Below are 26,895 nucleotides of genomic sequence, written 5' to 3' on the forward strand. Positions count from 1 at the left end.
ACGGTCGGGGCAGGATGGAGGGGAGGAGGCGACGCCATGACCCCCAGCACTGCCGACCGGCCCCAGATGCTCGTCGAGGAGTTCGAGGAGCTCGCACGTCACGCGCCGGAATCCGCGCGCCTGGAGTTCCTGAACGGGAAGACCGGGGTCAAGCCCATGCCGGACGGCAACCACGGCGAGATCGTCGCCTGGCTCCTCAAGCGGTGCATGCAGCATCGACCGGACCTGTTCCTCTATCCGGAACAGGGGCTGAAGGTCGAGGCATACCGGAAAGGGCGGGCGAAGCCGGACGGCGTCCTGGTGCCCGAGGGGTACTTCGTCGGCAAGGGCGAGTGGTCCGACCCCGCCGGCGTCCTCATGGTCGTCGAGGTCACCTCGCACGACCGGGATGCGGACAGGCGCGACCGGGTCGAGAAGCCGGACGGCTATGCGGCGGCCGGTATTCCCGTCTACCTCCTCGTCGACCGGGACCAGAACAGCGTGACCGTCCACGCGGATCCCGAGGATGGCGCTTACCGATCGGTGACCACCCGGGCCTTCGGCGCGGAGATCGAGTTGCCGGACCCGGTCGGGTTCACCCTGGACACGGCGAGGCTCAAGGAGTTCGCCGACTGAGTCCCACCTGCGGAAACGCCGGCCCGGGAAAATCTCCGAAGAAAAATCCGCGAGTGTGTCGATCCGCCCGTCCCCCGATCGACGCCCTGGGTGAGAGGCCGGAAAGGAACCGGTCCAGGATTCGAGGAGTCACCATGCCGCGCTATCTCTCCCTCGTCCGCATCGACGAGTCCACCATGCCCGCCGAAGGGCCCAGCCCCGAGCTGATGCAGCGCATGGGCGAGCTGATCGAGGAGGTCACCAAGGCCGGCGTCATGCTCGACACCGCCGGTCTCACCCCGTCCGCGCAGGGCAGCAACGTGCGCTGGGAGAGCGGGCAGATCTCCGTGACCGACGGGCCCTTCACCGAGTCCAAAGAGGTCATCGGCGGCTACGCCCTGATGCAGTGCAAGGACAAGGCCGAGGCGCTGGAGTGGACGAAGAAGTTCCTGAAGGTGCACGAGGAGTACTGGACGGTCACCTGCGAGGTGCGGGAGATCGCCGAGGGCTGAGGTCCGGCCGGCACCTCCTTGGCCCCCGGCCGTGCACGGTGTTCGATGGTGGGTTGTGACAGCGCAGCCCACCGCCGACCCCCGCCACGCCATCGAGGCCGTCTTCCGTATCGAGTCCCCCCGGATCATCGCCGCCCTCACGCGTCTCGTCCGTGACATAGGCATCGCCGAGGAACTCGCCCAGGACGCCCTCGTCGCCGCCCTGGAGCAGTGGCCCCGGGACGGTGTGCCCGACAACCCGGGCGCCTGGCTGATGGCGACCGCCCGCCACCGCGCCGTCGACCTGATCCGCCGCCGCGAGAACTACGCCCGCAAGCTGCAGGAGATCGGCCGGAGCGTGGAGACCGCGGCACCGCCCGAGGAGCCCGCCGACCCCGAGGACATCGACGACGACCTGCTCAGGCTGGTCTTCACGGCCTGCCACCCCGTGCTGTCCGCCGAGGCCCGCATCGCGCTCACCCTGCGGTTGCTGGGCGGCCTGACCACCGCCGAGATCGCCCGCGCGTTCCTCGTCCCCGAGCCGACCGTCGCGCAGCGCATCGTCCGCGCCAAGCGCACGCTGGCGAGCAGGAACATCGCCTTCGAGGTGCCGTACGGACCGGAGCGGGAAGCCCGGCTGGGGTCCGTCCTCGACGTCATCTACCTCATCTTCAACGAGGGCTACGCCGCCACCGCAGGCGACGACTGGCTGCGCCCCGCGCTGTGCGAGGACGCGCTGCGGCTGGCCAGGATCCTCAGCTCTCTCATGCCCAAGGAACCCGAGGTGCACGGTCTGACCTCCCTGCTGGAGTTCCAGGCGTCCCGCGCCGCCGCCCGCACCGGCCCGGGCGGCGAACCGGTCCTCCTCAAGGACCAGAACCGCCGCCGCTGGAACCGCATGCTCATCGCCCGCGGCATCACCGCCCTGCACCGGGCCGAGGCCACGGCCGCCGGCGCCCCGGGCCCGTACGCCCTCCAGGCGGCCATCGCCGCCTGTCACGCGCACGCGTACACCTACGCGGAGACCGACTGGCGCAGCATCGCGGCGCTGTACGCGCTGCTCGCCGCCCGCGCCCCCTCGCCCGTCGTCGAACTCAACCGCGCGGTCGCCGTGTCGATGGCCGAGGGGCCGCGGCAGGGGCTCGTCCTCGTCGACGCCCTCGCCGCCGAACCCGCCCTGCGGGACTACCACCTGCTGCCCAGCGTGCGCGGCGACCTGCTGGCGCGGCTCGGGCGTACGGCGGAGGCGCGGGAGGAGTTCCTGCGGGCCGCGGACCTCGCCCGCAACGAGCGGGAGCGGGAGCTGCTGCGGGGCCGGGCCGCGGAATGTGAAACGTAAAAATCTTCCCCCGAAACTCTGTTCCCATGCGTCTCGATGGCATCTACAGTGACTCCGCCCCTGTGCGGGGCCTGTGTTCGTGATCCATGGGGGGTCGACAACTTGAGACTGTTCACGCGCCGCCGTGCCGCGGCGCTCGCGACCGCGGCGGCGCTCGCCGCGGTGGGCACCCTGGCGAGCGCTCCGGGCGCCGCCGCCGACGACGCCGGGCCCTGGCCGGGCACCGAGGGCAAGATCCTCACCGACGGCCCGACGCTGGTCGACCCGACGACCGGGGCCACCACCCAGGTGGGCACCCACATGGGGGACTACCCGACCTGGGCGCCGGACGGCAGCCGAATCCTCTCCGAATGGGGCGACGTCGCCAGCATGCGCCCCGACGGAAGCTCGCGGTTCACCCTGCCCTCGGCGTCGGGCGTGCGCTCCGGCGCGGTGTACAAGGACCTCACCTTCTGGTGGGGCGGCCGCTACTTCGTCTACTCCACCGGCGGCCAGATCGTCTACGGCCCCTCCGACGGTTCGTGGAACCCCGAGCCGCTGCTGTCGGCCACCCAGGAGCCGGCCACCGTCTGCGACGAGGACCCGACCGTCAGCCCGAACGGCCTGATGGCGTTCTCGCGCCGCATCAACTACGGCTGCTACGACAACGACGGCGTGTGGGTCTACGACTCGTCCGCGAACACGGTCAAGCGCGTCATCGCCGACGCCGCGCAGCCGGCGTTCTCCCCGGACGGCACCAAGCTCGCCTTCGTCCGCAACGTGAACGGCGGCCTCACTCAGCTCTTCACCGCCAACGCCGACGGCACGAACGTCCAGCAGCTCACCACCGACGGCCGCGGCTACGCGAACCCGTCCTGGTCGCCGACCGGCACCCGGATCATCGCCGACGTCGACACGTCCGGCGACAGCACGAACGTGCACACCACGGAGTACGTCGACGTGGCCACCGGCACGGTCACGAAGGTCCCGGGCACGCCGAAGGGCGCCAACCCCAGCTGGCAGCCGCTGCGCAAGAACTCCGCCGGCCGCGTCTGGGGCTCCGACGTCTACGCCAGCAACATCGCCTCCTCGCGCTGGACGTGGAACACCTACGGCGGCACGAAGGTCCCGGGCCTGATGGACGCCAAGGCCGCCGTCCTGATCAACCGCGACGACTCGGCGTACTCGCTGACCGCGCCCGCCCTCGCCGGCAAGAAGCACGGCCCGGTCCTCGGCACCACCAAGAGCGGCCTGACGACCGCGGTGAAGAACGAGCTCAAGCGCACCCTGAAGCCGGGTTCGAACGTCTACCTCATCGGCGGCACGTCGATCCTGACCAGCACGGTCTCCTCGCAGGTCAGCTCGCTCGGCTTCACCCCGAAGCGGCTGTCCGGCACCGACCGCTACGCGACCTCGGTCGCCGTCGCCAAGTCGGTGACCAGCAGCCCGAAGTACGTCTTCCTGGCCACCGGCACCGACTACCACTCGGCGCTCGCGGCCTCCGCCGCGGCCGGCGCGGACGGCACGAGCAGCGCGGGCAGCGTCGTGCTCAACAACGGCAACTCGCTGACGTCGTCGGTGAAGTCGTACCTGAACAGCCTGAACCCGAACAACACCATGATCATCACGGTGGGTTCCTCGGCGAAGTACGCGCTGACGCACACGTACTTCTCCAACTGGCCGTCGACGTTCTCGTACTACCCGATCACGGCGTCGACGAACGAGGGCACCTCGGTCGCCATCGCCAAGTTCTGGTGGGCCGCGCCGAGCACGGCGGCGCTCGCGTACACCAGCTCCTGGCGCGGCGGCGTCTCCGCGGGCGCGGCCATGAACGTCTTCGGCCCCGTCCTGTGGACCGCCAAGGACAGCCTCTCCAGCGAGGTCAAGAGCTACCTGCTGCGCGAGTCGGCGAGCACGAACTCCGTGATCGCGTTCGGCGGCACCGGCTCGGTCGCCAAGGCCGCGCTGGACACCGCGGGCGCCGCGATCAGCGCGAGCGCGAGCCAGTTCGTGTACCACCCGTACTACAACGGCGTCATCTCGACGACGTCCCTGCAGAGCAGCTACGCGGCCCGCACCAACGGCGGCCAGCCGGACACCGTGGCCCGCACGGGCCCGGTCGGCTCCGACCCGCACCTGGGCTCGCTCAGGACCGTCCAGCACCAGTAGCCGGTCACGTGGCGGGGGCACCGATCAGCATGGTCGGCGCCCCCGCCACCCGGGTCAGGAACACCGTCGCCGCGTGGGGGCCGGACGGCTTGACCTTCTTGCGCAGTTCCTCCGGCTCCACCGCCGACCCACGCTTCTTCACGGTCAGCGTCCCGACCCCGCGCTCGCGCAGCAGTGCCTTCAACTTCTTCACGTTGAAGGGGAGTCGGTCGGTGATCTCGTAGGCGGTGGCGTACGGCGACTCGTGCCGCTCGTCCGAGGTGACGTAGGCGATGGTCGGGTCGATCAGGCCGCCACCCACCTCCTCGGCCACCTCGGCGACCAGATGGGCGCGGATGGCGGCGCCGTCGGGCTCGTACAAGTACCGCCCGACGGACCGGACTTCGGGGTCCGGGAGCCCGCGGCCGAGCAGGGTGCGCGGCCCGGGCAGCAGGGTGGCCCGCACCGCCCCGGGCGCCGTGCCGAACCACAGCACCGCCTCCTTCACGTCGCCGCCGTCCGAGATCCACTCGGCCTCGGCGTCGGCCGGGACGGCCTCGTGCGGGATGCCGGGCGCGACCTTGAGAGCTGCGTGCGGTGCCGTGCGGGCCGCCTCGACCGCCCAGGACAGGGGCGGCGAGTAGGCCTCGGGGTCGAAGATGCGGCCCCGGCCGCCGCGCCGGGCCGGGTCGACGAACACGGCGTCCCAGCCCGCCGTGTCGACCTCCGTGACATCGGCCTCCCGTACCTCGATGAGGTCGGCGAGTCCCAGTGCCTCCGCGTTCGCCCGGGCCGCGGCCGCCGTCACCGGGTCCCGGTCCACGGCGAGGACCCTGATACCCGCGCGGGCCAGCGCGATCGCGTCCCCGCCGATCCCGCAGCACAGGTCGGCCAGCGAGGTGACCCCGAGCGCCCGCAGCCGCCCGGCCCGGTACGCCGCCACGCTCGCCCGCGTCGACTGCTCGACGCCGTTGGGCGTGAAGAACATCCGCCCCGCGTCCTCCGCGCCGAACTTGGCCGCCGCCCGCTGCCGCAGCCGGGCCTGCCCGAGCGCCGCCGACACCAGATCGGCCGGGTGCTCGCGGCGCAGCCGGGTGGCCACGGCGAGTTCGTCGGCCGGCGCCGTCCCGCGCACCTCGTCGAGGAGGGCGCGGCCTTCGGGGGTGAGGAGGTCAGCGAGGTCGTTCACCGGCTCATTGTGGGCCAGGCGGGGGACGGTGTGCGTGCGGCTGAGGTGTCGGACGGGGTTCCGGGGCCGGGGCTGCGAGGATCCGACTCCATGCGAGCAGTAGTACAAAATGACAAAAACGGGTCATCTTGGGGGTCGCGAGTCCGTGGCGGAATCGCCGTGCTCGCCGTCGCCGCCATCGCCTCCGGCTGCGCGCAGGGGGGCGCCCAGGAGGTGCGCCCGGCCGCCGGCCAGCCCCGCCTGAAGGCGCCCGAGGCCCGCGCCCTGGACTCCTACGCCACGAAGCTGCGCACGGCCTACGCCGCGCGGGCCCTGGCGGCCCGGCGCTGGGGGCTCAGGCAGGTGCCCCTCGCGGCCCCGCCCGCGCCGCCGCACAAGCCGCACATCACCGCCCGCAAGGGGTTCGAGGTCGACGACCAGGAGGAACTCGGCCTCCCGCCGGTGTTCACCACCGTTCCCACCCGGCAGAAGGTCGTCTTCCTCACCATCGACGACGGCGCCGAGAAGGACCGGGCGTTCCTGCGGATGATGAGCGAGCTGAAGATCCCGTACTCCGCCTTCCTCAGCAACTTCCTGGTCAAGGACGACTACGCGTACTTCCGCCGGATGCAGTCCGAGGGCGTCAGCCTCAACAACCACACCCTCACGCACCCCTATCTGCCGGGGCTGTCGTACGCGGAGCAGAAGCACGAGATCTGCGGCATGCAGAAGATCATGAAAAAGCAGTTCGGCAGGGCCCCGACCGTCTTCCGGCCGCCCTTCGGCAACTACAACCAGGACACCCTGCGCGCCGCGAAGTCCTGCGGCATCGAGTACGCGCCGATCTGGGACGAGGAGGTGTTCGTCGACCACTGGGAGTACCGGGAGGACGACCGCTCCCTGCACCCCGGCGACATCGTGCTCACCCACTTCCGGGGCCGCGACGAGTGGAAGGGCACCATGGTCGACGACATGCGGCGCTTCCTGAACAAGGTCACCGCCGACGGGTACGCGGTGGCCCGCCTGGAGGACTACCTGTGAGGCGCCGGGGCCTGGCGGCAGGCGTCCTCGCACTGGCCCTCCTCACCGGCTGCGCCCCGTCCGTGGCGCCCCTCGAACGGCTCGGCGAGAAGGCGGCCCAGCGGGTGCGGGCGCACGGCCCGACGGGCACCGCCGCACCGCCGTACCGCCGCTGGGGCCTGCCCAAGCCGCTGGCCCACCCCCCGAGCCCGGCGCACGCACCCGCCGCTCACCGGGCGCGTCCGCTGCCCGTCGTCCGCCGCGTCCCCACCCGCGACAAGGTCGTCTTCCTCACCTACGACGACGGCGCCGAACAGGACCCCCGCTTCGTCGACATGGTCCGTGAACTCCGCCTGCCGGTCAGCATGTTCCTCACCGACAGGGTCGCCGGACCCGGGTACGGCCACTTGGCGCGCCTGCGGTCGGTCGGCGCCCGCATCCAGAACCACACCCTCGACCACTCCGCCCTGCGCGGACTGCCCTACGCGGGTCAGCGCGCCGAGATCTGCGGCCAGCAGGACAAGCTCCGCTCCCGCTTCGGCGTCCGCCCCCGCTTCTTCCGCCCGCCCTACGGCACCTACGACACCACCACCCTGCGCGCGGCGGCCGACTGCGGCGTCTCGGCGGTCGTGCTGTGGCGGGCGTCGATGGAGGCCGCACAGCCGACGTTCGCGCGGGGCGAGCCGCGGCTGCGGCCGGGCGACATCGTCTCGGTCCCGTCGGGGGAGCCGGCCTCCCCGACCCTCGTCGAACGCACCAGGGGACTGCTGCGGGCGGTGGAGAGACGGGGACTGACGGTGGGACGGCTGGAGGACTACCTGTAGCCGAGCGCCGTCACGAGGAAGAACAGGGCCGCCAGGATCTGCCCCGCGCCGGTCACGGCGAATCCGTCCCGGAAGAAGAAGACGGCGGACGCCAGGGCCGCCGTCGCCGAGCCGCCCAGCCACACGGCCGCGCCCCACGCGTGCCCGTTCAGTGCCAGGACGGCCGCGAACACCAGGCCGAAGGCGACCTCGGCCGGAAGCAGCACCGCGAGCGCGCAGCCGTCTGACGACAGGGACCGGGAAGGCATGGGCCGACGGTACGCGCCCGCCACGGCCCCCGGCACCCCTTCGCGACCCACCCCCGTCGGCCGCATCGCGGGCCGACGCGCCGCCGGGATTAGCAGTCCGCTTGACCGAGTGCTAATCACGGTCATAGTCTCGGCTCTGGCACTCCCCGTAGGAGAGTGCCAACTAGCGACGGGCAGGTCCGGCACCCGCGACGACGGATCGACCTGGTCGCCACCTCAGACAGTTAACCCCGTGAGATCTCCGAAGGGGGAGGTCGGATCGTGACGACCACCAGCTCCAAGGTTGCCATCAAGCCGCTTGAGGACCGCATCGTGGTCCAGCCGCTCGACGCGGAGCAGACCACCGCCTCTGGCCTGGTCATCCCGGACACCGCCAAGGAGAAGCCCCAGGAGGGCGTCGTCCTGGCCGTGGGCCCGGGCCGCTTCGAGAACGGCGAGCGTCTTCCGCTCGACGTCAAGACCGGCGACATCGTGCTGTACAGCAAGTACGGCGGCACCGAGGTGAAGTACAACGGCGAGGAGTACCTCGTCCTCTCGGCTCGCGACGTGCTCGCGATCATCGAGAAGTAGTACTGCCTCACGTTTTCCCACACTGCGCCCCTGGCCCCCCGCGACCACTGAGAAGCCGGGCGCCCGGGGCGCAGTGTCTTTGTCAGACCCCATAATCCGAGAGGGCTCCCGCTGTCATGGCGAAGATCCTGAAGTTCGACGAGGACGCCCGTCGCGCCCTCGAGCGCGGCGTCAACAAGCTGGCCGACACGGTCAAGGTGACGATCGGCCCCAAGGGCCGCAACGTCGTCATCGACAAGAAGTTCGGCGCCCCCACCATCACCAACGACGGCGTCACCATCGCCCGCGAGGTCGAGATCGAGGACCCGTACGAGAACCTCGGCGCGCAGCTGGTGAAGGAGGTGGCGACCAAGACCAACGACATCGCGGGTGACGGCACCACCACCGCCACCGTGCTCGCCCAGGCGCTGGTGCGCGAGGGCCTGAAGAACGTGGCCGCGGGTGCCTCCCCGGCGCTGCTGAAGAAGGGCATCGACGCGGCCGTCGCCGCCGTCTCCGAGGAGCTTCTCGCCTCGGCCCGCCCGATCGACGAGAAGTCCGACATCGCCGCCGTCGCCGCGCTGTCCGCCCAGGACCAGCAGGTCGGCGAGCTCATCGCCGAGGCGATGGACAAGGTCGGCAAGGACGGTGTCATCACCGTCGAGGAGTCCAACACCTTCGGTCTGGAGCTGGACTTCACCGAGGGCATGGCCTTCGACAAGGGCTACCTGTCCCCGTACTTCGTCACCGACCAGGAGCGTATGGAGGCCGTCCTCGACGACCCGTACATCCTGATCAACCAGGGCAAGATCTCCTCGATCGCCGACCTGCTGCCGCTGCTGGAGAAGGTCATCCAGGCCGGCTCCTCCAAGCCGCTGCTGATCATCGCCGAGGACCTCGAGGGCGAGGCCCTGTCCACCCTGGTCGTCAACAAGATCCGCGGCACCTTCAACGCGGTCGCGGTCAAGGCCCCCGGCTTCGGTGACCGCCGCAAGGCGATGCTGCAGGACATGGCCGTCCTCACGGGCGCCACGGTCATCTCCGAGGAGGTCGGCCTCAAGCTCGACCAGGCCGGTCTGGACGTGCTGGGCTCCGCCCGCCGCGTGACCGTCACCAAGGACGACACGACCATCGTCGACGGCGCCGGCAACTCCGAGGACGTCGTCGGCCGTGTCAACCAGATCAAGGCCGAGATCGAGAACACCGACTCCGACTGGGACCGCGAGAAGCTCCAGGAGCGCCTCGCGAAGCTGGCCGGCGGCGTGTGCGTGATCAAGGTCGGCGCCGCCACCGAGGTGGAGCTGAAGGAGAAGAAGCACCGTCTGGAGGACGCCATCTCCGCGACCCGCGCCGCGGTCGAGGAGGGCATCGTCTCCGGTGGTGGCTCCGCTCTGGTCCACGCCGCCAAGGTGCTGGACGGCGGCCTCGGCCGCACCGGCGACGAGGCCACCGGTGTCGCCGTGGTCCGCCGCGCGGTCGTCGAGCCGCTGCGCTGGATCGCCGAGAACGCCGGCCTGGAGGGCTACGTCATCACCTCCAAGGTCGCCGACCTCGACAAGGGCCAGGGCTTCAACGCCGCCACCGGCGAGTACGGCGACCTGGTCAAGGCCGGCGTCATCGACCCGGTCAAGGTCACCCGTTCCGCCCTGGAGAACGCCGCCTCCATCGCCTCCCTGCTTCTGACGACCGAGACCCTGGTCGTCGAGAAGAAGGAAGAGGAGGAGCCGGCCGCCGCGGGCCACGGCCACGGCCACTCCCACTGACCCAGGTCAGCACCGAGGCCCGGCACCCGTGGGGTGCCGGGCCTTCGCGTTCGCCCTACTGCTCCAGCGCGTCGAGCGCGCCCAACTGCTCCATCAGCCCCAGCCGGTCGTACTGCCACCAGCCCTCGGCGATCTTCCCGTCCTCGTCGCAGCGGAAGACGGTCGTCCCGGTCATCGAGACGCTCCGCCCGGTGGCCGCCAACCCCATGAACTCACCGCTGTGGGTGCCGTGCCAGGTCCACCGGGTGCACACCCGCTCTCCCTGCGCGATCTGGTCCTCGATGTCGAAGGCGAAGTCGAACCCGCCGCGCCACTCCCCGAGGTCCCGCCGCAGGGCGTCCATGCCCAGGGTGTCCTGCTCCTTGCCGGGATCGTGGTCGTGGTAGTTCTCGGCGACCAGGTCGTCGAGCGCGGGCAGGTCCCCCTTGTGCGCGATCGTCTCGAAGAACCGCCGCACGTTCAGCGCGTTCAGCTGGTCGTCGCGCACCACGTCCAGGTCGGTGAAGGTGGGCATCTCGTCGCAGAGGGCCACCATCTCCCGGAAGATCGTGTCCGTCTCGGGCAGGCCGGAGTTGCGCATCGCCTCCTCGTACGACGGGAACTCCACGATCTCGATGAAGTGCGACGCGTCGGAGTGGTCCTTGCCGACCACCGCGTGCGTCGCCGTGCGCTTCCCCTTGGTCTGCTCCACCCACGTGTCCATCAGCCGGTCGATGTCGTCGAAGTGGCTGGTCCTGCAGTCGATGATCTGAACGAAGGTCATGGCACCATCGCCTCCGGCCCCCCTGGGTCCGGTCGTACGGAACCCATCCTCCCACCGGAGCGCGCCGGTGCCTCGTTCACCGAGGCCCGTACTTGCGCCCGGTGCGTGAGGTGATCCCGCCCAGCAGCGCCCGTGGTGTGACCTTCACGAGCCCCATCAGCGCCTTGTACCGGGGGTCGGGGATCGACAGCGTCTTGCCCCGCGCCAGATCGCTCAGCGCGGACGCCACCAGCTTGTCCGCGTCGAGCCACATCCAGCCGGGGATGTTGTCCGTGCCCATCCCGGCCCGCTCGTGGAACTCCGTGCGCACGAAGCCCGGGCACAGCGCCATCAGCCGCACCCCGCTGCCCGCGAGGTCCTTCGCCGCGCCCTGGGTGAACTGCACGACCCACGCCTTGGACGCCCCGTACGTGCCGCGCGGCACGAAGGCGGCCACGGAGGCGACGTTGACGACCCCGCCGCGCCCCCGCTCCCGCATCGCCTCCGTCGCGGCCGAGGTCAGCCGCAGGACCGCCTCGCAGTGCACCTTGAGCATCTTCAGCTCGTCGGCCATGGAGACGTCGAGGTAGCGGCCCTTGTTGCCGAAGCCGGCGTTGTTGACCAGCAGGTCGACGGGGCTTTTGCGGTCGGCGAGGCGGGCGGCGACCGCTTCGATGCCGGCGTCCGTCGCCAGGTCGGCGGTGAGGACCTCCGCCTCGATGCCGTGCCGGTCGTGCAGCTCGGTCGCCTGCTCCCGCAGCCGTTTGGTGTCACGCGCGACGAGCACCAGGTTGTGTCCGTCACCCGCCAGCCGCCGTGCGAAGGCGGCGCCGATGCCCGCGGTCGATCCCGTAATCAGAGCCGTTGTCATGGCCCAAGCGTAGTTACCCGGACCGGCCGATTCCGATCTCCGCCGGGTCTCGACGGCGTCTCAGGAGGCGTACGCCGCCCGGTACTTCCGCGTCCCCTCCCGCTGCCCCGGCGGCCGAGGCTCAAAGCGGTGACGCGCCGATCGGCGCCGGGTCAAAGGATCTCTTATCCTTGCGGGTGTGATCGAAGCCCGTCATCTGCGCGTCCTGCGCGCCGTCGCCACCACCGGCTCCTTCTCCGCGGCGGGGCGCGAACTGGGCTGCACCCAGCCCGCCGTCAGCCAGCAGATGAAGGCCCTGGAGTCCTCCGTCGGCACCCCGCTGCTGGTCCGCAGCGGGCGCGAGATGCGGCTGACCCAGGCGGGCGAGGCGCTCGTGCGGCACGCCAACGGCATCCTGGCCGGACTCACCGCCGCCGAGGAGGAGGTCGCCGCCATCGCGGGACTGCGGGCCGGGCGCGTCCGGCTGGTGTCGTTCCCCAGCGGCAGCTCCACCCTCGTACCGGCCGCGCTCGCCGCCCTGCGCGCCGCCCACCCCGGCACCCGCGTCTTCCTGGAGGAGGCCGAACCGCCGGCGTCCGTGGAGATGCTGCGCGAGGGCGAGTGCGACGTGGCGCTCGCCTTCCGCTACGAGGGCGCGGCGGGCGCCGAGGAGTGGGACGACCTCGTGGTCCGGCCGCTGCTGACCGACCGGCTCGTCGGACTCGTGCCGGAGGGGCACCGGCTCGCGGGAGCGGACTCCGTCGGCATCGGGGAGCTGGCAGAGGAGCCCTGGATCGCCGGATGCCCGCGCTGCCGGGGGCAGTTGGTGGAGGTGTGCGAGGGCGCGGGCTTCACCCCCCGGATCGACTTCGCCACCGACGACTATCCGGCCGTCGTGGGTCTCGTCGGCGCCGGCCTGGGCGTCGCCGTCCTGCCGCAGCTCGCCCTGGAGTCCGTACGGCCGCGCCACGCGCGTGTGCTGACGCTGCGGCCGGCGGTGCGGCGGGAGATCGTGGCACTGACCCTGCCCGACCTGGCCCAGGTCCCGGCGGTGGCGGCGACGCTGGAGCAACTCGGGCGCGCGGCGGCCCGGCAGTAGGAGAGGGCGGCCGCGAAAAAGAAGGGCACGCGTACGTGCCCTTCTCGTCGGGAGCTCGGGGTCCGGGAGCTCGGTCGCTCGGAATCGCAAAAACGTTCCTTCAGTTGTTCGAGGCGCTGTCCGCGCTCCCGGCCATCGCCGAGACCAGCCGGTTCCGCGCCCGTCCCATCAGTTCTTCGCGCTCGTCCTCGGTCAGGCCGCCCCACACGCCGTACGGCTCTCTCACCGCCAGCGCGTGCGCCGCGCACTGCGCGCGCACCGGGCACCTCATGCAGACCTCCTTGGCCGAGTTCTCGCGAGCGCTCCGGGCCGCGCCTCGCTCGCCCTCCGGATGAAAGAAGAGCGAGCTGTCCACCCCGCGACAGGCGGCCAGGAGCTGCCAGTCCCACAGGTCCGCGTTCGGTCCGGGAAGGCGGGAGAAATCTGCCATTACGTGACCCCTTGTAGCCGTACTGAGCGGATACGGTGCCGACGACCGTGTAACTACGATCTAAGGAGATGAAAATATGACTCATTGCGAATCTAGCCTCAGACACCAGTAGATGGGAAGAAAAGGGGCCGAATGGGGCACCGGTTGTGATGAAACGTTGTGGGTCCACCCGTCATGTCTGCACCGTGTCCGCGCCCTCACGTAGAGTGCCGAAGATGGCACACAGCCCCGTAACTCTTTCGGGTGACCGTCGTTGAGAGTGCGGAGGCGGTTGGCGCAACAAGTGCTCGGGCGGGCGTCCGGGACGGTCGACCGCACAGGTGACGATTTCGTACCAGCCTGGAGGCTCAAGGTGACGTGCATCAGCTGCGGAGGACGGCCATGACATCCGTCCTCGTCTGCGACGACTCCCCGCTTGCCCGAGAGGCGCTGCGCCGCGCGGTCGCGACCGTGCCCGGCGTCGAGCGCGTGACGACCGCGGCCAACGGCGAGGAAGTCCTCCGCCGCTGGGGCGCGGACCGCTCGGACCTGATCCTGATGGATGTGCGCATGCCCGGACTGGGCGGCGTCGAGACCGTGCGCCGGCTGCTGTCCGCCGACCCCGGCGCGCGCATCATCATGCTGACCGTCGCCGAGGACCTGGACGGCGTGGCGCTCGCGGTCGCCGCCGGGGCGCGCGGCTACCTCCACAAGGACGCCTCGCGCGCGGAGTTGCGCGCGACCGTCACCCAGGCCCTCGCCGACCCGACCTGGCGGCTCGCCCCGCGCCGGCTGCGGTCGGCCGAGATGGGTGCGGCGCCGACGCTCACAGCGCGTGAGATCCAGGTGCTCGAAGGAATGAGCCACGGACGGTCCAACGCGGAGATCGGACGCGAGCTGTTCCTGTCCGAGGACACCGTGAAGACCCACGCGCGGCGGTTGTTCAAGAAGCTGGGGGCGTCGGACCGGGCGCACGCCGTGGCACTCGGCTTCCGGTGGGGCCTGGTGCGCTAGGCCCAACGGGTGCCGCCTCGCGCCGTCCGGCGGCCGCGGGGTCGTCGTGGCTGGTCGCGCGGTTCCTCGCGCCCCCTCGGGGGCGCGGATGCGAGGTCCGTCAAGTGGCTCCCTCGGCGGCCGCTGCCTGTTTCGCCGCGGATGCCGCATCCTTGAAGATGTGGAGTCTCTCGGGGACGAGTCGGTCGAGCGGAAGGGGAGGGCGCAGGAGATGAGTGCCGGCGCACCTGCTCATAACGCTTCAGTGCACAACATCGGGCGTGGCGCCACGGAGCCGACGGCCACAGGGCACCATGGACCGATGCGCGACGACGAGGCGGTCCAAGCCGCAGGGGCGATCGGGCCACTCGTCCATCGCGCCGTAGACGGGGACGAGCAGGCCACGCACGACCTGCTCGCCCATGTCCACCCGCTGGCGCTGCGGTATTGCCGTACCCGTCTGTCCCGCCTTCCGGGTGACGCGCGCCACTTCGTCGAGGACCTCGCCCAGGAGGTCTGCGTCGCCGTCCTGCTCGCGCTCCCGCGCTACCGGGACACCGGACGGCCCTTCGAGGCGTTCGTCTTCGCCATCGCCGCGCACAAGGTCGCCGACCTGCAGCGGGCCGCGATGCGGCATCCGGGCTCGACGGCGGTCCCGTCCGACGAGATGCCCGAGCGGCCGGACGACTCGCTGGGCCCGGAGGAGCGCGCGCTGCTCAGCAGCGACGCCGAATGGGCCAAGAAACTGCTGGCCAACCTGCCGGAGAACCAGCGGGAGCTGCTGCTGCTGCGCATCGCGGTGGGCCTCACGGCGGAGGAGACCGGCCAGATGTTGGGAATGTCACCCGGCGCGGTCCGGGTGGCGCAGCACCGGGCCCTGAGCCGGCTCAGGGCACTGGCGGAGCAGTAGTTCCCGGGCATCGACGCCTTCTTTGAACAGGCCGCTCGGGGATTCCGTACGAACATACGAAGCCCGAGGTCATGCGGAACCGTGGAATTCGACGGCCCTGCTTCCCGTTAGCATGGACATCCGCACCGATCAAGGCCATTTGGGGAAGGTGTCATGACTGCAAACGTCGACGGAGTGCCCGGTAAATTCGCGACACTCGGGCTGACCTACGACGACGTGCTGCTGCTGCCGGGAGCCTCCGAGGTCCTCCCCAACGCGGTCGACACCTCGTCCCGCATCTCCCGCAACGTCCGGGTCAACATCCCGCTGCTGTCGGCGGCGATGGACAAGGTGACCGAGTCCCGCATGGCCATCGCGATGGCCCGGCTCGGCGGCGTCGGCGTGCTGCACCGCAACCTCTCGGTCGAGGACCAGGTCAACCAGGTCGACCTGGTCAAGCGGTCCGAGTCCGGCATGGTCACCGACCCCATCACGGTGCACCCCGAGGCCACGCTCGCCGAGGCGGACGCGCTGTGCGCCAAGTTCCGCATCAGCGGTGTCCCCGTCACCGACCCCGCCGGCAAGCTGCTCGGCATCGTCACCAACCGTGACATGGCGTTCGAGACCGACCGCAGCCGCCAGGTGCGCGAGGTCATGACGCCGATGCCGCTGGTCACCGGCAAGGTCGGCATCTCCGGTGTGGACGCCATGGAGCTACTGCGCCGCCACAAGATCGAGAAGCTTCCGCTGGTCGACGACGCGGGCGTCCTCAAGGGCCTGATCACCGTCAAGGACTTCGTCAAGGCCGAGAAGTACCCGAACGCCGCCAAGGACGCCGAGGGCCGCCTGCTCGTCGGCGCCGCCGTGGGCGCCAGCCCCGAGGCGCTGGAGCGCGCCCAGGCGCTCGCCGAGGCCGGCGTGGACTTCCTGGTCGTCGACACCTCGCACGGCCACAACAGCAACGCGCTGAGCTGGATGTCGAAGATCAAGTCGGCTGTGAACGTCGACGTGATCGGCGGCAACGTCGCCACCCGCGACGGCGCCCAGGCGCTGATCGACGCCGGTGTCGACGGCATCAAGGTCGGTGTGGGCCCCGGCTCCATCTGCACCACGCGCGTGGTCGCCGGCATCGGCGTCCCGCAGGTCACCGCCATCTACGAGGCCTCGCTCGCCGCCCGCCCGGCCGGTATCCCGCTGATCGGCGACGGCGGCCTGCAGTACTCCGGCGACATCGGCAAGGCGCTCGCCGCCGGCGCCGACACGGTGATGCTGGGCTCGCTGCTCGCGGGCTGCGAGGAGTCCCCGGGCGAGCTGCAGTTCATCAACGGCAAGCAGTTCAAGTCCTACCGCGGCATGGGCTCGCTCGGCGCGATGCAGTCCCGTGGCCAGGGCAAGTCGTACTCGAAGGACCGCTACTTCCAGGCCGAGGTCGCCGCCGACGACAAGCTCGTGCCCGAGGGCATCGAGGGTCAGGTGCCCTACCGCGGCCCGCTGTCCAGCGTCCTGCACCAGCTCGTCGGCGGTCTGCGCCAGACCATGGGCTACGTGGGCGCGGCGACCATCGAGGAGATGGAGTCCAAGGGCCGCTTCGTGCGGATCACCTCCGCGGGCCTGAAGGAGAGCCACCCGCACGACATCCAGATGACGGTCGAGGCGCCGAACTACAGCAGCAAGTAGGCGACAGGCGTTGCGAGGGGCGGCCCCGGGAGCATCCGGGGCCGCCCTTGCCGTACCCGTCGGCGATACTGGAAGACGCTGCAACGCATCAGGGAAAGGCCACAGACGTGACTGAGATCGAGATCGGGCGCGGCAAGCGCGGCCGCCGGGCGTACGCCTTCGACGACATCGCCGTCGTCCCCAGCCGCCGTACGCGGGACCCGAAGGAGGTCTCGATCGCCTGGCAGATCGACGCCTACCGCTTCGAGCTGCCCTTCCTGGCCGCCCCCATGGACTCGGTCGTCTCCCCGGCCACCGCGATCCGCATCGGCGAGCTCGGCGGCCTGGGCGTGCTGAACCTCGAAGGCCTGTGGACGCGGTACGAGGACCCTCAGCCGCTCCTCGACGAGATCGTCGGGCTGCCGGTCGAGCAGGCGACCCGCCGCCTCCAGGAGATCTACGCGGCTCCCATCAAGGAGGAGCTGATCGGCCAGCGCCTCAAGGAGGTGCGCGACTCCGGCGTGGTCACGGCGGCCGCGCTCTCCCCGCAGCGCACCGCGCAGTTCTCCAAGGCGGTCGTGGACGCGGGCGTGGACATCTTCGTCATCCGCGGTACGACGGTCTCCGCGGAGCACGTCTCCGGCTCGCACGAGCCGCTCAACCTGAAGCAGTTCATCTACGAGCTCGACGTCCCGGTGATCGTCGGCGGCTGCGCGACCTACACCGCGGCCCTGCACCTGATGCGCACGGGCGCCGCCGGTGTCCTGGTCGGCTTCGGCGGCGGTGCGGCGCACACCACGCGCAACGTCCTGGGCATCCAGGTGCCCATGGCGACCGCCGTCGCCGACGTGGCCGCCGCCCGCCGCGACTACATGGACGAGTCCGGCGGCCGGTACGTGCACGTCATCGCCGACGGCGGCGTCGGCTGGTCCGGCGACCTGCCGAAGGCGATCGCCTGCGGCGCGGACGCGGTGATGATGGGCTCGCCGCTGGCGCGCGCCACGGACGCGCCGGGCCGCGGCAACCACTGGGGCATGGAGGCGGTGAACGAGGAGCTGCCGCGCGGCAAGAAGGTCGACCTCGGCACGGTCGGCACGATCGAGGAGGTCCTCACCGGCCCCTCGCACACCCCCGACGGCTCCATGAACCTCTTCGGCGCCCTGCGCCGCGCCATGGCCACGACCGGCTACAGCGAGCTCAAGGAGTTCCAGCGCGTCGAGGTGACGGTCGCGGACTCCCAGCACCGCCGCTAGGACGCCCGACGTCGAGGGGGCCGGTCACCTGCTGGGTGACCGGCCCCCTTCGCTGTTCACAACCGGTGCGCCGCCCCCGTGGGCGTGGCTCCTCGGGTGTCCAGGAGCAGTTGCGCCTTCACCGACAGGCCCTGGAGGTCGTATGTGCGGTGGTGCTGGAGGAGGATCGTGAGGTCGGCGTCGGCTGCCGCCTCGTAGAGGGAGTCCGCCCGGGGGACCGGGCGGTCCAGGACGTTCCAGGACGGGACGTGCGGGTCGTGGTAGCTGACCGAGGCGCCCAGTTCCATCAGGCGGACGGCGATCTCGCGCGCGGGTGTGCCCTGCTGGTCGGCGAGGTCGGGCTTGTACGTCACCCCCAGCAGGAGGACGCGCGCGGCTCGCGCCGACTTGCCGTGCTCGTTCAGGAGGGCGGCGGCGCGCTGGACGACGTAGCGGGGCATCCGGCTGTTGACCTGCTGGGCCAGCTCGACCATGCGCAGGGTGCGGCCGGCGGGGGCGGTCAGGTCCTGGGGGACGGTGTGGCCGCCGACGCCGGGGCCGGGACGGAAGGCGTGGAAACCGAACGGTTTGGTCTCAGCGCAGCGGATGACGTCCCAGAGGTCGACGCCGAGGTCGTGGCAGAGGACGGCCATCTCGTTGACGAGCGCGATGTTGACGTGACGGAAGTTCGTCTCCAGCAGCTGGACCGTCTCGGCCTCGCGCGGGCCACGCGCGCGCACCACCTTGTCGGTGAGGCGCGAGTAGAAGGCGGCGGCCGACTCCGTGCACGCGGGCGTGAGGCCGCCGATCACCTTCGGGGTGGTGGCCGGGGTGACGTCGCGGTTGCCGGGGTCGACGCGGCTCGGGGAGTAGGCGAGGTGGAAGTCGCGGCCCGCGCGCAGCCGGGAGCCCGCTTCGAGCAGGGGGCGCAGCACCTCCTCCGTGGTGCCGGGCGGGACGGCTGATTCCAGGACGACCGTGGTGTGCGGGCGCAGCTGGGCGGCGAGGGTCCGGGCGGCCGTCTCCACCTGGGTGAGGTCGAGCGCGCCGTCGGGGCCGCGCGGGGTGGGCGCGCAGATCACGGCGGTGCGGACCCGGCCGAGCTCGGCGGGGCTGGTGGCGTGCCGGAAGCCCCCCGAGAGCATCCGGCGCAGGTCGGCAGCGCTGAGGGAGCCGGCCTCGGGGCCGGTCCGGTAGCCGACGGTCGGGATGCCGGCGGCGACGGCGGCCTGGGCCAGGGGCAGGCCGAACGGGCCGAGTCCGATGACGGCGAGATCTGCGGGCATGGCGTGGGCCGTCCTTCCCAGTAACCGAAGCGGGACAGGTGCGCAAGCCCTGTGGACAGGATGGGCGAGCGCAATGTCAGACTAGGAGTAAATATGACCGTTATGCGGGATTGGTCGGCTGTGTTTTCCGGCCGTCCCTGGAAAGTTGTCCACAGGGTGGGAGGCCGTGGTGGCTGAAGTGGGGCAAGACGGTCAGAATTTGGGCATGGGGGGTAGGACACGGGCTTCGCCCGACGGGTGCGGCCGGCGCTATCGATAGCGGGAGGCAGCAGTGAGGACAGCGACACTAGGGCCGGCGCAGCGCGCCGAGGCACTGGCGGCCATGGCCGAGCGCGAACTGGACATCCTGGTGGTGGGCGGCGGGGTGGTCGGTGCGGGCACCGCCCTGGACGCCGTGACCCGCGGACTGTCCACCGGCCTGGTCGAGGCGCGTGACTGGGCATCGGGCACGTCCAGCAGGTCCAGCAAGCTGATCCACGGCGGCCTGCGCTATCTGGAGATGCTCGACTTCGCCCTCGTGCGCGAGGCGTTGAAGGAGCGCGGCCTGCTGCTCGAACGGCTCGCCCCGCACCTCGTGAAGCCGGTGCCCTTCCTGTATCCGCTGCAGCACCAGGGCTGGGAGCGGTTCTACGCCGGCTCGGGCGTCGCGCTCTACGACGCCATGTCGATGGCCCGCGGACACGGCCGCGGCCTGCCCGTGCACCGCCACCTGACCCGCCGTCACGCCCTGCGGGTGGCACCGGCCCTGAAGAAGGACGCGCTGGTCGGCGCCCTGCAGTACTACGACGCACAGGTGGACGACGCGCGGCACACGGCCACCCTGGTGCGCACGGCCGCCGCCTACGGCGCGAAGGTCGCCAACCGCGCCCGTGTGATGGGCTTCCTGCGCGAGGGCGAGCGGGTCGTCGGCGCGCGTGTGCAGGACGTCGAGGGGGGCGGGGAGTACGAGGTCCGCGCCAAGCAGGTGGTGAACGCGACCGGGGTGTGGACCGACGACACCCAGGCGATGGTGGGCGAGCGCGGCCAGTTCCACGTCCGCGCCTCCAAGGGCATCCACCTGGTCGTGCCCAAGGACCGCGTCAACTCCTCGACCGGTCTGATCCTGCGCACGGAGAAGTCGGTCCTCTTCGTCATCCCCTGGGGGCGGCACTGGATCATCGGCACCACCGACACCGACTGGGACCTCGACAAGGCGCACCCGGCGGCCTCCAGCGCGGACATCGACTACATCCTGGAGCGCGTCAACTCGGTGCTCGCGGTGCCGCTCTCGCGCGACGACGTGCAGGGCGTGTACGCGGGCCTGCGGCCGCTGCTGGCCGGCGAGTCGGACGCCACCAGCAAGCTCTCGCGGGAGCACACCGTGGCCCATCCGGTGCCGGGACTGGTCGTCGTGGCCGGCGGCAAGTACACGACGTACCGGGTGATGGCCAAGGACGCGGTGGACGAGGCGGTGCACGGACTGGACCTGCGGGTCGCCGAGTGCGTCACCGAGGACGTCCCGCTGATCGGCGCCGAGGGCTATCGCGCGCTGTGGAACGCGCGGGCCCGGATCGCGGCGCGGACCGGCCTTCACGTGGTCCGCGTGGAACATCTGCTGAATCGGTACGGCAGCATGGCGGAGGAACTCCTCGACCTCATCGCCGCCGACGCCTCACTCGGTGAGCCGCTGCAGGCCGCCGACGACTATCTGCGCGCCGAGATCGTGTACGCCGCCTCGCACGAGGGCGCCCGGCACCTCGACGACGCGCTGACCCGGCGCACCCGCATCTCCATCGAGACCTTCGACCGCGGCACCCGCAGCGCCCGGGAGGCCGCCGAACTGATGGCGCCGGTGCTCGGCTGGGACAAGGACCAGATCGAGCGCGAGGTCGAGCACTACGAGAAGCGGGTGGAGGCCGAGCGGGAGTCGCAGCGCCAGCCCGACGACCTGACGGCGGACGCGGCACGGCTGGGGGCGCCGGACATCGTGCCCCTGTGAGGCGGCGGGGGTGCTGAACCATCATCACCCGAACGAGTGTCGCAAGCCGGGAGCCGCATGCGGAGCCCGGTCGTTCCACCAGGTGTGAGGACGAGCTCGGCGGTGAACTCGGTGGCGTACAGGGTCGGTTCCGGGCCGGGAACCGCCGTCGCCGCCGGGTTCACGCGTACGGCGAGGGGGGTTTCGGGCGACGGGCGGCGGCCGGTGCGCGCGGGGAGGAGGCCAGGGTGCGGAACCGGACGTTCCGGGTGTGCGGCGGCCCGTGCGGGGCCTGGGGCACCCTGGGCGTCGGGCACTTGTCGGGTGAGGGACAATGGGGGCTCTGTCAGGGCGGGTTGTATGAGGGGATCCATGTCGGAGGCGGAGCGGGCGGGGACATCTCGTCAGGAGACTCGTCAGGACAAGACCGAGCGTCTTCTCGCCGGGCGGTACCGGCTGGGGGCGGTGCTCGGCCGGGGCGGCATGGGCACGGTGTGGCGGGCCGAGGACGAGACCCTCGGTCGGACGGTCGCCGTCAAGGAACTGCGGTTCCCGTCGAACATCGACGAGGACGAGAAGCGCCGGCTGATCACGCGGACGCTGCGCGAGGCCAAGGCCATCGCGCGGATCCGCAACAACAGCGCGGTGACGGTCTTCGACGTGGTCGACGAGGACGACCGGCCGTGGATCGTGATGGAACTCGTCGAGGGCAAGTCGCTCGCCGAGGTCATCCGTGAGGACGGACTGCTCGAACCCAGGCGGGCGGCCGAGGTGGGACTGGCCATCCTCGACGTGCTGCGCTCCGCGCACCGCGAGGGCATCCTGCACCGGGACGTGAAGCCGTCCAACGTCCTGCTGGAGGGCGACACCGAGCGGGTCGTGCTCACCGACTTCGGCATCGCCCAGGTGGAGGGCGACCCGTCCATCACCTCCACGGGCATGCTCGTCGGCGCGCCCTCCTACATCTCCCCGGAGCGGGCCCGCGGCCACAAGCCGGGCCCCGCGGCCGACCTGTGGTCGCTGGGCGGGCTGCTGTACGCGGCCGTCGAGGGCGTGCCGCCGTACGACAAGGGGTCGGCGATCGCGACGCTGACCGCGGTGATGACGGAGCCGCTGGAGGAGCCGAAGAACGCGGGGCCGCTGAAGGACGTCATCTACGGCCTGCTCAACAAGGACCCGGCGAAGCGGCTCGACGACGCGGGCGCGCGGGCGATGCTCAACGCCGTCATCCACGCGCCGGAGCCGAAGGCGGCCGAACCGGAGCCGCTGGACGCGACCAAGGTGGTGCCGATTCCGGCGCAGCCCGACGGGCCCGGCCGCAAGGCCGGTTCGGGGGGCTCCGGCGGCAGGCGGGCCGAGGAAGCGGCGGAGAAGCTGCTCGGCAAGTTCCGTTCCGTGCGCAAGGCGGCGGGGGCCGCGGCCGGTTCGGCGGCCGCCTCCCGCGACAAGTCGGCGGACGGCACGGCGGGTTCCCGGGCGGGCGACTCGGGGAACGGCGTGAGCGGCGCCGGATCCCGCGGCGCTTCGGGGGTGGCGCCGTCGGTACCGTCGCCCGCGTCGAGGCAGGTCCCTCCGCCGGCGCCTCCCCGCGCTCCGGCCTCCTCCGCGTCCTCCGCGGTGTCGGCCTCCCCGTCCACCGCGCCCTCCCCCTCCACGGCGTCCACCACGTCCCCGCGCGGAGCCTCGTCCGCGGAGGGATCGAGGACCCCGGCGGCCGGGGCGAACGAGCGCGGCAGCGGCGGGAGTTCCGGCTGGCCCAAGATGACGCCGCCCGACCTCCCGGAGCTGCCGCCCCGGTCCGTCCCGCGGGCGCCCCTCACCGACGTGGTGCCCAAGCGGACGCTGGTGATCATCGCGGTGGTCCTGGCCGTCGTGGTCATCGGCACCGTGCTGGCCCTCACCCTGGGCGGCGGCACCTCCGACAACGGTGCCAAGGGCGGTGGCGGCAAGTCCGCCGCGAGCGCGTCCGCGAGCTCGCGCACCAAGGAGGACAAGGGCGGCGGGACCGGCACGGACGGCAGCTCCAAGGACTCCGGGACCCCCTCGGGCAGTGGTACGCCCAGCAACAGCCCGAGCGCGTCGGGCGGCAGCGGTGCGGCGACCGGCGGCGGCTCCGGGGGCTCGGCCGCGGTGGCGAAGACCTACCAGGGCGGCCAGGGCTACTCGATCGGGCTGCCCAAGGGATGGTCGTACCAGTCCACCGGGAGCGCGGGCGACCGGTTCACCGGCCCCGACGGGCAGAAGCTCCTCATCGCCTGGACCTCCACGCCCAAGGGCGACCCGGTGGCGGACTGGCAGAACCAGGAGCGCTACATGACGCGCTCGCAGTACGACAAGATCCGCATAGAGAAGGTGGATTACCGCGGCTGGAACGCGGCCGACTGGGAGTTCACCTACGTCGAGAGCGGGACGAAGTACCGGACGATCGACCGGGGGTTCGTCGTCAACGACCATCTCGGGTATGCGCTGATGTACACGGCGAAAGCCGCCAACTGGGACAGTGACCTCCGTAAGGACACCTGGAAGACGCTCGCGAAGACGTTCGAACCGAAGTCGTAAAGCGCCTGCCCCGGGTTTGGGCCGTGAGATCTGGCAACCCCTCTCTGCCAGTTGCCTCCGGCACGTATCGTGAAGACTTGCAGACCGTACGCATCCAGGTGTGCGTTCACAACGGTCCGCAAGTCGAACGGAATTGACCGACCGGGCGGCCGAGGGAGGCAGAGTGGACGACTACGCGGGCCGGGTACTCGCCGACCGCTACCGCCTGCCGCTGCCGCCCTCCGACGAGTACGAACTCACCGAGACCCGCGCCTTCGACACCTACAGCGGGCAGGAAGTCCTGGTCCGGCAGGTGCCGTTGCCGGAGGTCGTCGAGGCGGAGGTGCTCGACGCCGAGGGCCTGCCCGACGGGTTCCAGGCCCGCAGGCCCACGGCGCGCACGGGGACCCGCAGGCCGGCCGACCCCGCCGTACGGCGTGCGGTCGAGGCCGCCCAGGCCGCCGCCCGCATCCCCGACCACCCGCGGCTCGACCAGGTCTTCGACGTGTTCGCCGACGGCGGTTCGCTGTGGATCGTGAGCGAGCTCGTCGCCGCGCGTCCGCTCGCGGCGCTGCTCGCGGAGAAGCCGCTCACGCCCTACCGCGCGGCCGAGGTCGCCTCCGACGTGCTCACGGCGCTGCGGGTGCTGCACGCGCACGGCTGGGTGCACCGCAACATCACCGCCCGCACGGTGCTCGTCTGCGACGACGGACGCGTGATGCTGACCGGCCTCGCGGTCGGGGCGGCGCAGGAGGCCCTGTGCGGATACGACCCGGTGCCGGCGCCGGAGGGCGACACGGAGGCCGGGGGCCCCGGGGGCCCCGGTGAGCTCGGGAACCCGGGCGGACCGGTTGCCGGCGGCGGCCGAGGGGGCCCGGCGAGCGGCCAGGGCGGACCGGGCGGTCGTCGGCCGGAGGACGGGGCCGGCAGTGGCGCGGGCGGACTCGCCCTGCCCGGAGGCCAGGCCGGTTCCGGCGGTCAGGCAGGCATGGGCGCGCAGGGCGGCCCCGGTGGAGTCGATCCCGTGGCCGCGCGCAGCGCCGCCATCAGGGCGCGTACGGCCGGCGGGCTGCCCGGCGCCGAGCCGGACACGGCGGGCGGCAGCGGCGGGACCGGCGCGCTCGCGCCCAAGGCGCTCGAGACGGGCGGGGACATCAGGGCGGCACGGGCGGGCGCGATCGCCGCGTACCGCGCGGGCGCGCGGGCCGCTGCCCGGGTCCAGGAGGCACAGAACGGTCGGGCGGCCCTGCCCGGAGCCCGCCCGGCGTCCGACGACGACCCGGCCGCACCGGGCGACGGGGCGGCACAGCCGTACCGGCACGGCGGGGACGAGCACGGCCACCCGAACGGCACGGCACAGCCGTACGCCCCCGGCGAGGGCGAGCCCGGCCGTGCCGTGCCGCCCGGGCAGATAGCCGACCCCTACGGCGTGGGCGGTGGCTCCTGGCACGGCGCGACCCCCCGCGGCGGCACCGAGAACCACGTCCTGCCTGCCGGGGACAACGGCGGCCGGGGCGCCGGTCCGCGGGGAGCCGGGCCCGGCATCCCGCCCCACCTCGGTACCGCCCCGCCGGCGGGCCTGCCCGACGCCCCCGGCTTCGGCGCGGCACCGGCGGGCGATGTGCCCGCGCCGCGCACCGGCGGCCCGTCCGCCGGTGGCGCCGACGCGGCCGCCACCCGGCCGGGCCTCCCCGCCCCGGGCACGCAACCCACGGCCCGCTGGGGCGACTTGGTCGCCGGCACCCCCGCCCCGCCCCGCGGTCCCGCCACCGCGGTGGCCGCCGAGCGGGCGCGGCAGGCCCGGATGGCCGTCGTCGGGCCGGTGACCGAGCGGTGGGCACCCGAGCAGGCCGGTCCCGTGCACGAGAACTGGCAGCTCGCGGCCCCGATCGGGCCCGCGACCGACCTGTGGGGGCTCGGCGCGCTGCTCTTCAGGGCCGTACAGGGGCATGCGCCCTACCCCGAGGAGTCGACGGCCGAGCTGGTGCAGATGGTGTGCGCCGAGCCGCCCGCCTTCGCCGAGGAGTGCGGGCCGCTGCGGCCGGTCGTGGAGTCCCTGCTCCGTCAGGACCCCACCGAGCGACTGGACTTCGAGGAGCTGCGCGGCTGGCTGCGCTCCCTGGTGCGCTCGGCGCCCGAGCCGGACGCCGGGACGCACGTCGTCGCGGCGCCGCCCGCCGACGCCGGCCGGCTGCCCGTCATACGGCGGCGGGGCGAGCTGGTGCGCAGGCGCCGGGCCCAGCTGCCCGCGACCACGCACGGGCGGCACAAGCGCGCCAAGGAACAGGCGGGCTCGCCCCGCAGGCTGGGCCGCACGCTGCTGGTGCTGATCCTGCTCCTGCTGGCGGGCGCCATCGCCTACGCCGTGCTGTTCATGCCCAAGGCGGGCGAGGACGGCGCGGCGGGCGGCGAGCGGACCGGAGCGGCCGGCAACGCGACCCCCGCGCCCGGACGTTCGGACCAGGGCGGCAGTCGGCCCAGCCCCGAGCAGACGTCGCCCACCCCGAAGCAGAGCCCCTCCCGGTCGGCCGGCTCCACCGAGCCGCAGACCACCGACCCCGCCGTCGCCGCCGGGTTCACCCTGCGCAAGGACCCCGAGGGCTTCCGGGTGGCGGTGGCCAAGGGCTGGTCACGGACGGGCAGGAACTCCTGGAACCAGGTGGTGTACTCCAAGGGCGACTTCCAGCTCATCGTGGTGCCCGGACGGGACGGCGCGGTGACCTACGGCAGCGACCCGATGGCCTACCAGCGGGACAAGGAGCACGAACTGCAGCCCTACCGCAGCTCCAGCTGGGCCACCGCGACCGGCCTGCGGACCATCACGGTGGGGACGCGGGTCATGGCGGAGGGGCAGTTCACCTGGACCGGCGGCGGCGGACAGGACCTGTATGTGCGCAACCTCGCGATCCTCATCGACGGGCGCTACCACGTGGTGCAGGTGCGCGGTCCGGAGTCCCAGCGGGACCAGGTGACGAAGCTGTACGAACAGGCCTACTCGACCTACACGTACACCGGTTGAGTCACGCTGTGTGACAGTCCGGTCGGTCACCGCAGCGCAACCGTCACAGTGGTGTCACCTTGCCACCCCCATGGTTCCGCGCGGACCGGCCACTCCTTAGTC

Annotated in this window: 22 protein-coding genes; 16 read left to right on the forward strand and 6 right to left on the reverse strand. The window is 71.9% G+C overall.

The window, feature by feature from the left end:
* Window positions 1-36: 36 nt before the first annotated feature.
* The 4 genes from LN251_RS17585 to LN251_RS17600 all read left to right on the forward strand — a co-directional run bounded on the left by LN251_RS17585 (window position 37) and on the right by LN251_RS17600 (window position 4,572).
* On the forward strand, window positions 37-615 hold the full coding sequence (locus LN251_RS17585) for a Uma2 family endonuclease (RefSeq protein ID WP_458245230.1): 579 nt from the start codon (window positions 37-39) through the stop codon (window positions 613-615).
* A 134-nt stretch (window positions 616-749) separates the two neighbouring features.
* A complete protein-coding gene (locus tag LN251_RS17590) occupies window positions 750-1,106 on the forward strand; it encodes a YciI family protein (protein ID WP_458245231.1) in 357 nt (118 codons plus the stop codon).
* Between the two features lie 55 nt (window positions 1,107-1,161).
* Complete coding sequence (locus LN251_RS17595) at window positions 1,162-2,424, forward strand: RNA polymerase sigma factor (RefSeq protein ID WP_458245232.1); 1,263 nt, start codon at window positions 1,162-1,164, stop codon at window positions 2,422-2,424.
* A gap of 102 nt (window positions 2,425-2,526) precedes the next feature.
* Window positions 2,527-4,572, forward strand: a complete 2,046-nt coding sequence (locus LN251_RS17600) for a cell wall-binding repeat-containing protein (protein ID WP_458245233.1) — start codon at window positions 2,527-2,529, stop codon at window positions 4,570-4,572.
* 4 nt (window positions 4,573-4,576) lie between these two features.
* Here LN251_RS17600 and LN251_RS17605 read toward each other — a convergent pair whose 3' ends face one another.
* Window positions 4,577-5,740, reverse strand: coding sequence for a class I SAM-dependent methyltransferase (locus tag LN251_RS17605; RefSeq protein ID WP_458245234.1), 1,164 nt, complete (start codon window positions 5,738-5,740; stop codon window positions 4,577-4,579).
* Between the two features lie 90 nt (window positions 5,741-5,830).
* On the opposite strand from LN251_RS17605, the gene LN251_RS17610 reads away from it, so the two are divergent.
* Window positions 5,831-6,760, forward strand: a complete 930-nt coding sequence (locus LN251_RS17610; protein WP_458245235.1) for a polysaccharide deacetylase family protein — start codon at window positions 5,831-5,833, stop codon at window positions 6,758-6,760.
* Window positions 6,757-7,563: a polysaccharide deacetylase family protein gene (locus LN251_RS17615; RefSeq protein WP_458245236.1), complete on the forward strand. Its 807-nt coding sequence runs from the start codon at window positions 6,757-6,759 to the stop codon at window positions 7,561-7,563. Before LN251_RS17610 ends, LN251_RS17615 begins: the two co-directional genes overlap by 4 nt.
* Here LN251_RS17615 and LN251_RS17620 read toward each other — a convergent pair.
* Window positions 7,554-7,811, reverse strand: a complete 258-nt coding sequence (locus LN251_RS17620; protein WP_458245237.1) for a hypothetical protein — start codon at window positions 7,809-7,811, stop codon at window positions 7,554-7,556. The genes LN251_RS17615 and LN251_RS17620 overlap by 10 nt on opposite strands.
* Before the next feature lie 261 nt (window positions 7,812-8,072).
* Between LN251_RS17620 and groES the strand changes: the two genes are divergently transcribed.
* Together groES and groL are read left to right on the forward strand one after the other, a co-directional pair.
* Entirely contained in the window at window positions 8,073-8,381 is a 309-nt protein-coding gene (groES, locus tag LN251_RS17625) for a co-chaperone GroES (RefSeq protein ID WP_003998759.1), read from the forward strand.
* Window positions 8,382-8,497: 116 nt separating this feature from the next.
* A complete protein-coding gene (gene groL / locus LN251_RS17630; protein ID WP_458245238.1) occupies window positions 8,498-10,123 on the forward strand; it encodes a chaperonin GroEL in 1,626 nt (541 codons plus the stop codon).
* A gap of 55 nt (window positions 10,124-10,178) precedes the next feature.
* Here the strand turns inward: groL and LN251_RS17635 are convergent, their stop codons facing one another.
* Both LN251_RS17635 and LN251_RS17640 read right to left on the reverse strand, forming a co-directional pair.
* A complete protein-coding gene (locus LN251_RS17635; RefSeq protein ID WP_458245239.1) occupies window positions 10,179-10,886 on the reverse strand; it encodes an ester cyclase in 708 nt (235 codons plus the stop codon).
* 76 nt (window positions 10,887-10,962) lie between these two features.
* Complete coding sequence (locus LN251_RS17640; protein WP_458245240.1) at window positions 10,963-11,736, reverse strand: SDR family NAD(P)-dependent oxidoreductase; 774 nt, start codon at window positions 11,734-11,736, stop codon at window positions 10,963-10,965.
* A 178-nt stretch (window positions 11,737-11,914) separates the two neighbouring features.
* Between LN251_RS17640 and LN251_RS17645 the strand changes: the two genes are divergently transcribed.
* Window positions 11,915-12,814 carry a LysR family transcriptional regulator gene (locus tag LN251_RS17645; RefSeq protein WP_458245241.1) on the forward strand — a complete coding sequence of 300 codons (900 nt, stop codon included), beginning with the start codon at window positions 11,915-11,917 and terminating at the stop codon, window positions 12,812-12,814.
* Window positions 12,815-12,914: 100 nt separating this feature from the next.
* On the opposite strand, the gene LN251_RS17650 is transcribed toward LN251_RS17645, so the two are convergent.
* Window positions 12,915-13,244 (reverse strand): WhiB family transcriptional regulator, encoded by a 330-nt coding sequence (locus LN251_RS17650; protein ID WP_058923717.1) that lies wholly within the window; start codon window positions 13,242-13,244, stop codon window positions 12,915-12,917.
* A 381-nt stretch (window positions 13,245-13,625) separates the two neighbouring features.
* Here LN251_RS17650 and LN251_RS17655 point away from each other — a divergent pair, with 381 nt between their 5' ends.
* The 4 genes from LN251_RS17655 to LN251_RS17670 all read left to right on the forward strand — a co-directional run bounded on the left by LN251_RS17655 (window position 13,626) and on the right by LN251_RS17670 (window position 18,014).
* Complete coding sequence (locus LN251_RS17655; protein WP_003948568.1) at window positions 13,626-14,237, forward strand: response regulator transcription factor; 612 nt, start codon at window positions 13,626-13,628, stop codon at window positions 14,235-14,237.
* A 301-nt stretch (window positions 14,238-14,538) separates the two neighbouring features.
* The gene (locus tag LN251_RS17660) at window positions 14,539-15,126 is read left to right on the forward strand and encodes a sigma-70 family RNA polymerase sigma factor (protein ID WP_142141982.1); all 588 of its coding nucleotides are present in this window, start codon (window positions 14,539-14,541) and stop codon (window positions 15,124-15,126) included.
* Window positions 15,127-15,279: 153 nt separating this feature from the next.
* Window positions 15,280-16,782: an IMP dehydrogenase gene (gene guaB, locus LN251_RS17665; RefSeq protein ID WP_458245242.1), complete on the forward strand. Its 1,503-nt coding sequence runs from the start codon at window positions 15,280-15,282 to the stop codon at window positions 16,780-16,782.
* A 107-nt stretch (window positions 16,783-16,889) separates the two neighbouring features.
* On the forward strand, window positions 16,890-18,014 hold the full coding sequence (locus LN251_RS17670) for a GuaB3 family IMP dehydrogenase-related protein (protein WP_058923714.1): 1,125 nt from the start codon (window positions 16,890-16,892) through the stop codon (window positions 18,012-18,014).
* Between the two features lie 56 nt (window positions 18,015-18,070).
* Here the strand turns inward: LN251_RS17670 and LN251_RS17675 are convergent, their stop codons facing one another.
* Window positions 18,071-19,279 (reverse strand): nucleotide sugar dehydrogenase, encoded by a 1,209-nt coding sequence (locus tag LN251_RS17675; protein WP_458245243.1) that lies wholly within the window; start codon window positions 19,277-19,279, stop codon window positions 18,071-18,073.
* Between the two features lie 271 nt (window positions 19,280-19,550).
* Here LN251_RS17675 and LN251_RS17680 point away from each other — a divergent pair, with 271 nt between their 5' ends.
* The 3 genes from LN251_RS17680 (at window position 19,551) to LN251_RS17690 (ending at window position 26,793) form a co-directional block, all read left to right on the forward strand.
* On the forward strand, window positions 19,551-21,257 hold the full coding sequence (locus LN251_RS17680) for a glycerol-3-phosphate dehydrogenase/oxidase (protein WP_458245244.1): 1,707 nt from the start codon (window positions 19,551-19,553) through the stop codon (window positions 21,255-21,257).
* A gap of 351 nt (window positions 21,258-21,608) precedes the next feature.
* Entirely contained in the window at window positions 21,609-23,795 is a 2,187-nt protein-coding gene (locus tag LN251_RS17685) for a serine/threonine-protein kinase (protein ID WP_458245245.1), read from the forward strand.
* A gap of 163 nt (window positions 23,796-23,958) precedes the next feature.
* Complete coding sequence (locus tag LN251_RS17690; protein WP_458245246.1) at window positions 23,959-26,793, forward strand: protein kinase; 2,835 nt, start codon at window positions 23,959-23,961, stop codon at window positions 26,791-26,793.
* Window positions 26,794-26,895: the final 102 nt, after the last annotated feature.

The organism is Streptomyces sp. MAI_2237 (genome assembly GCF_054189285.1).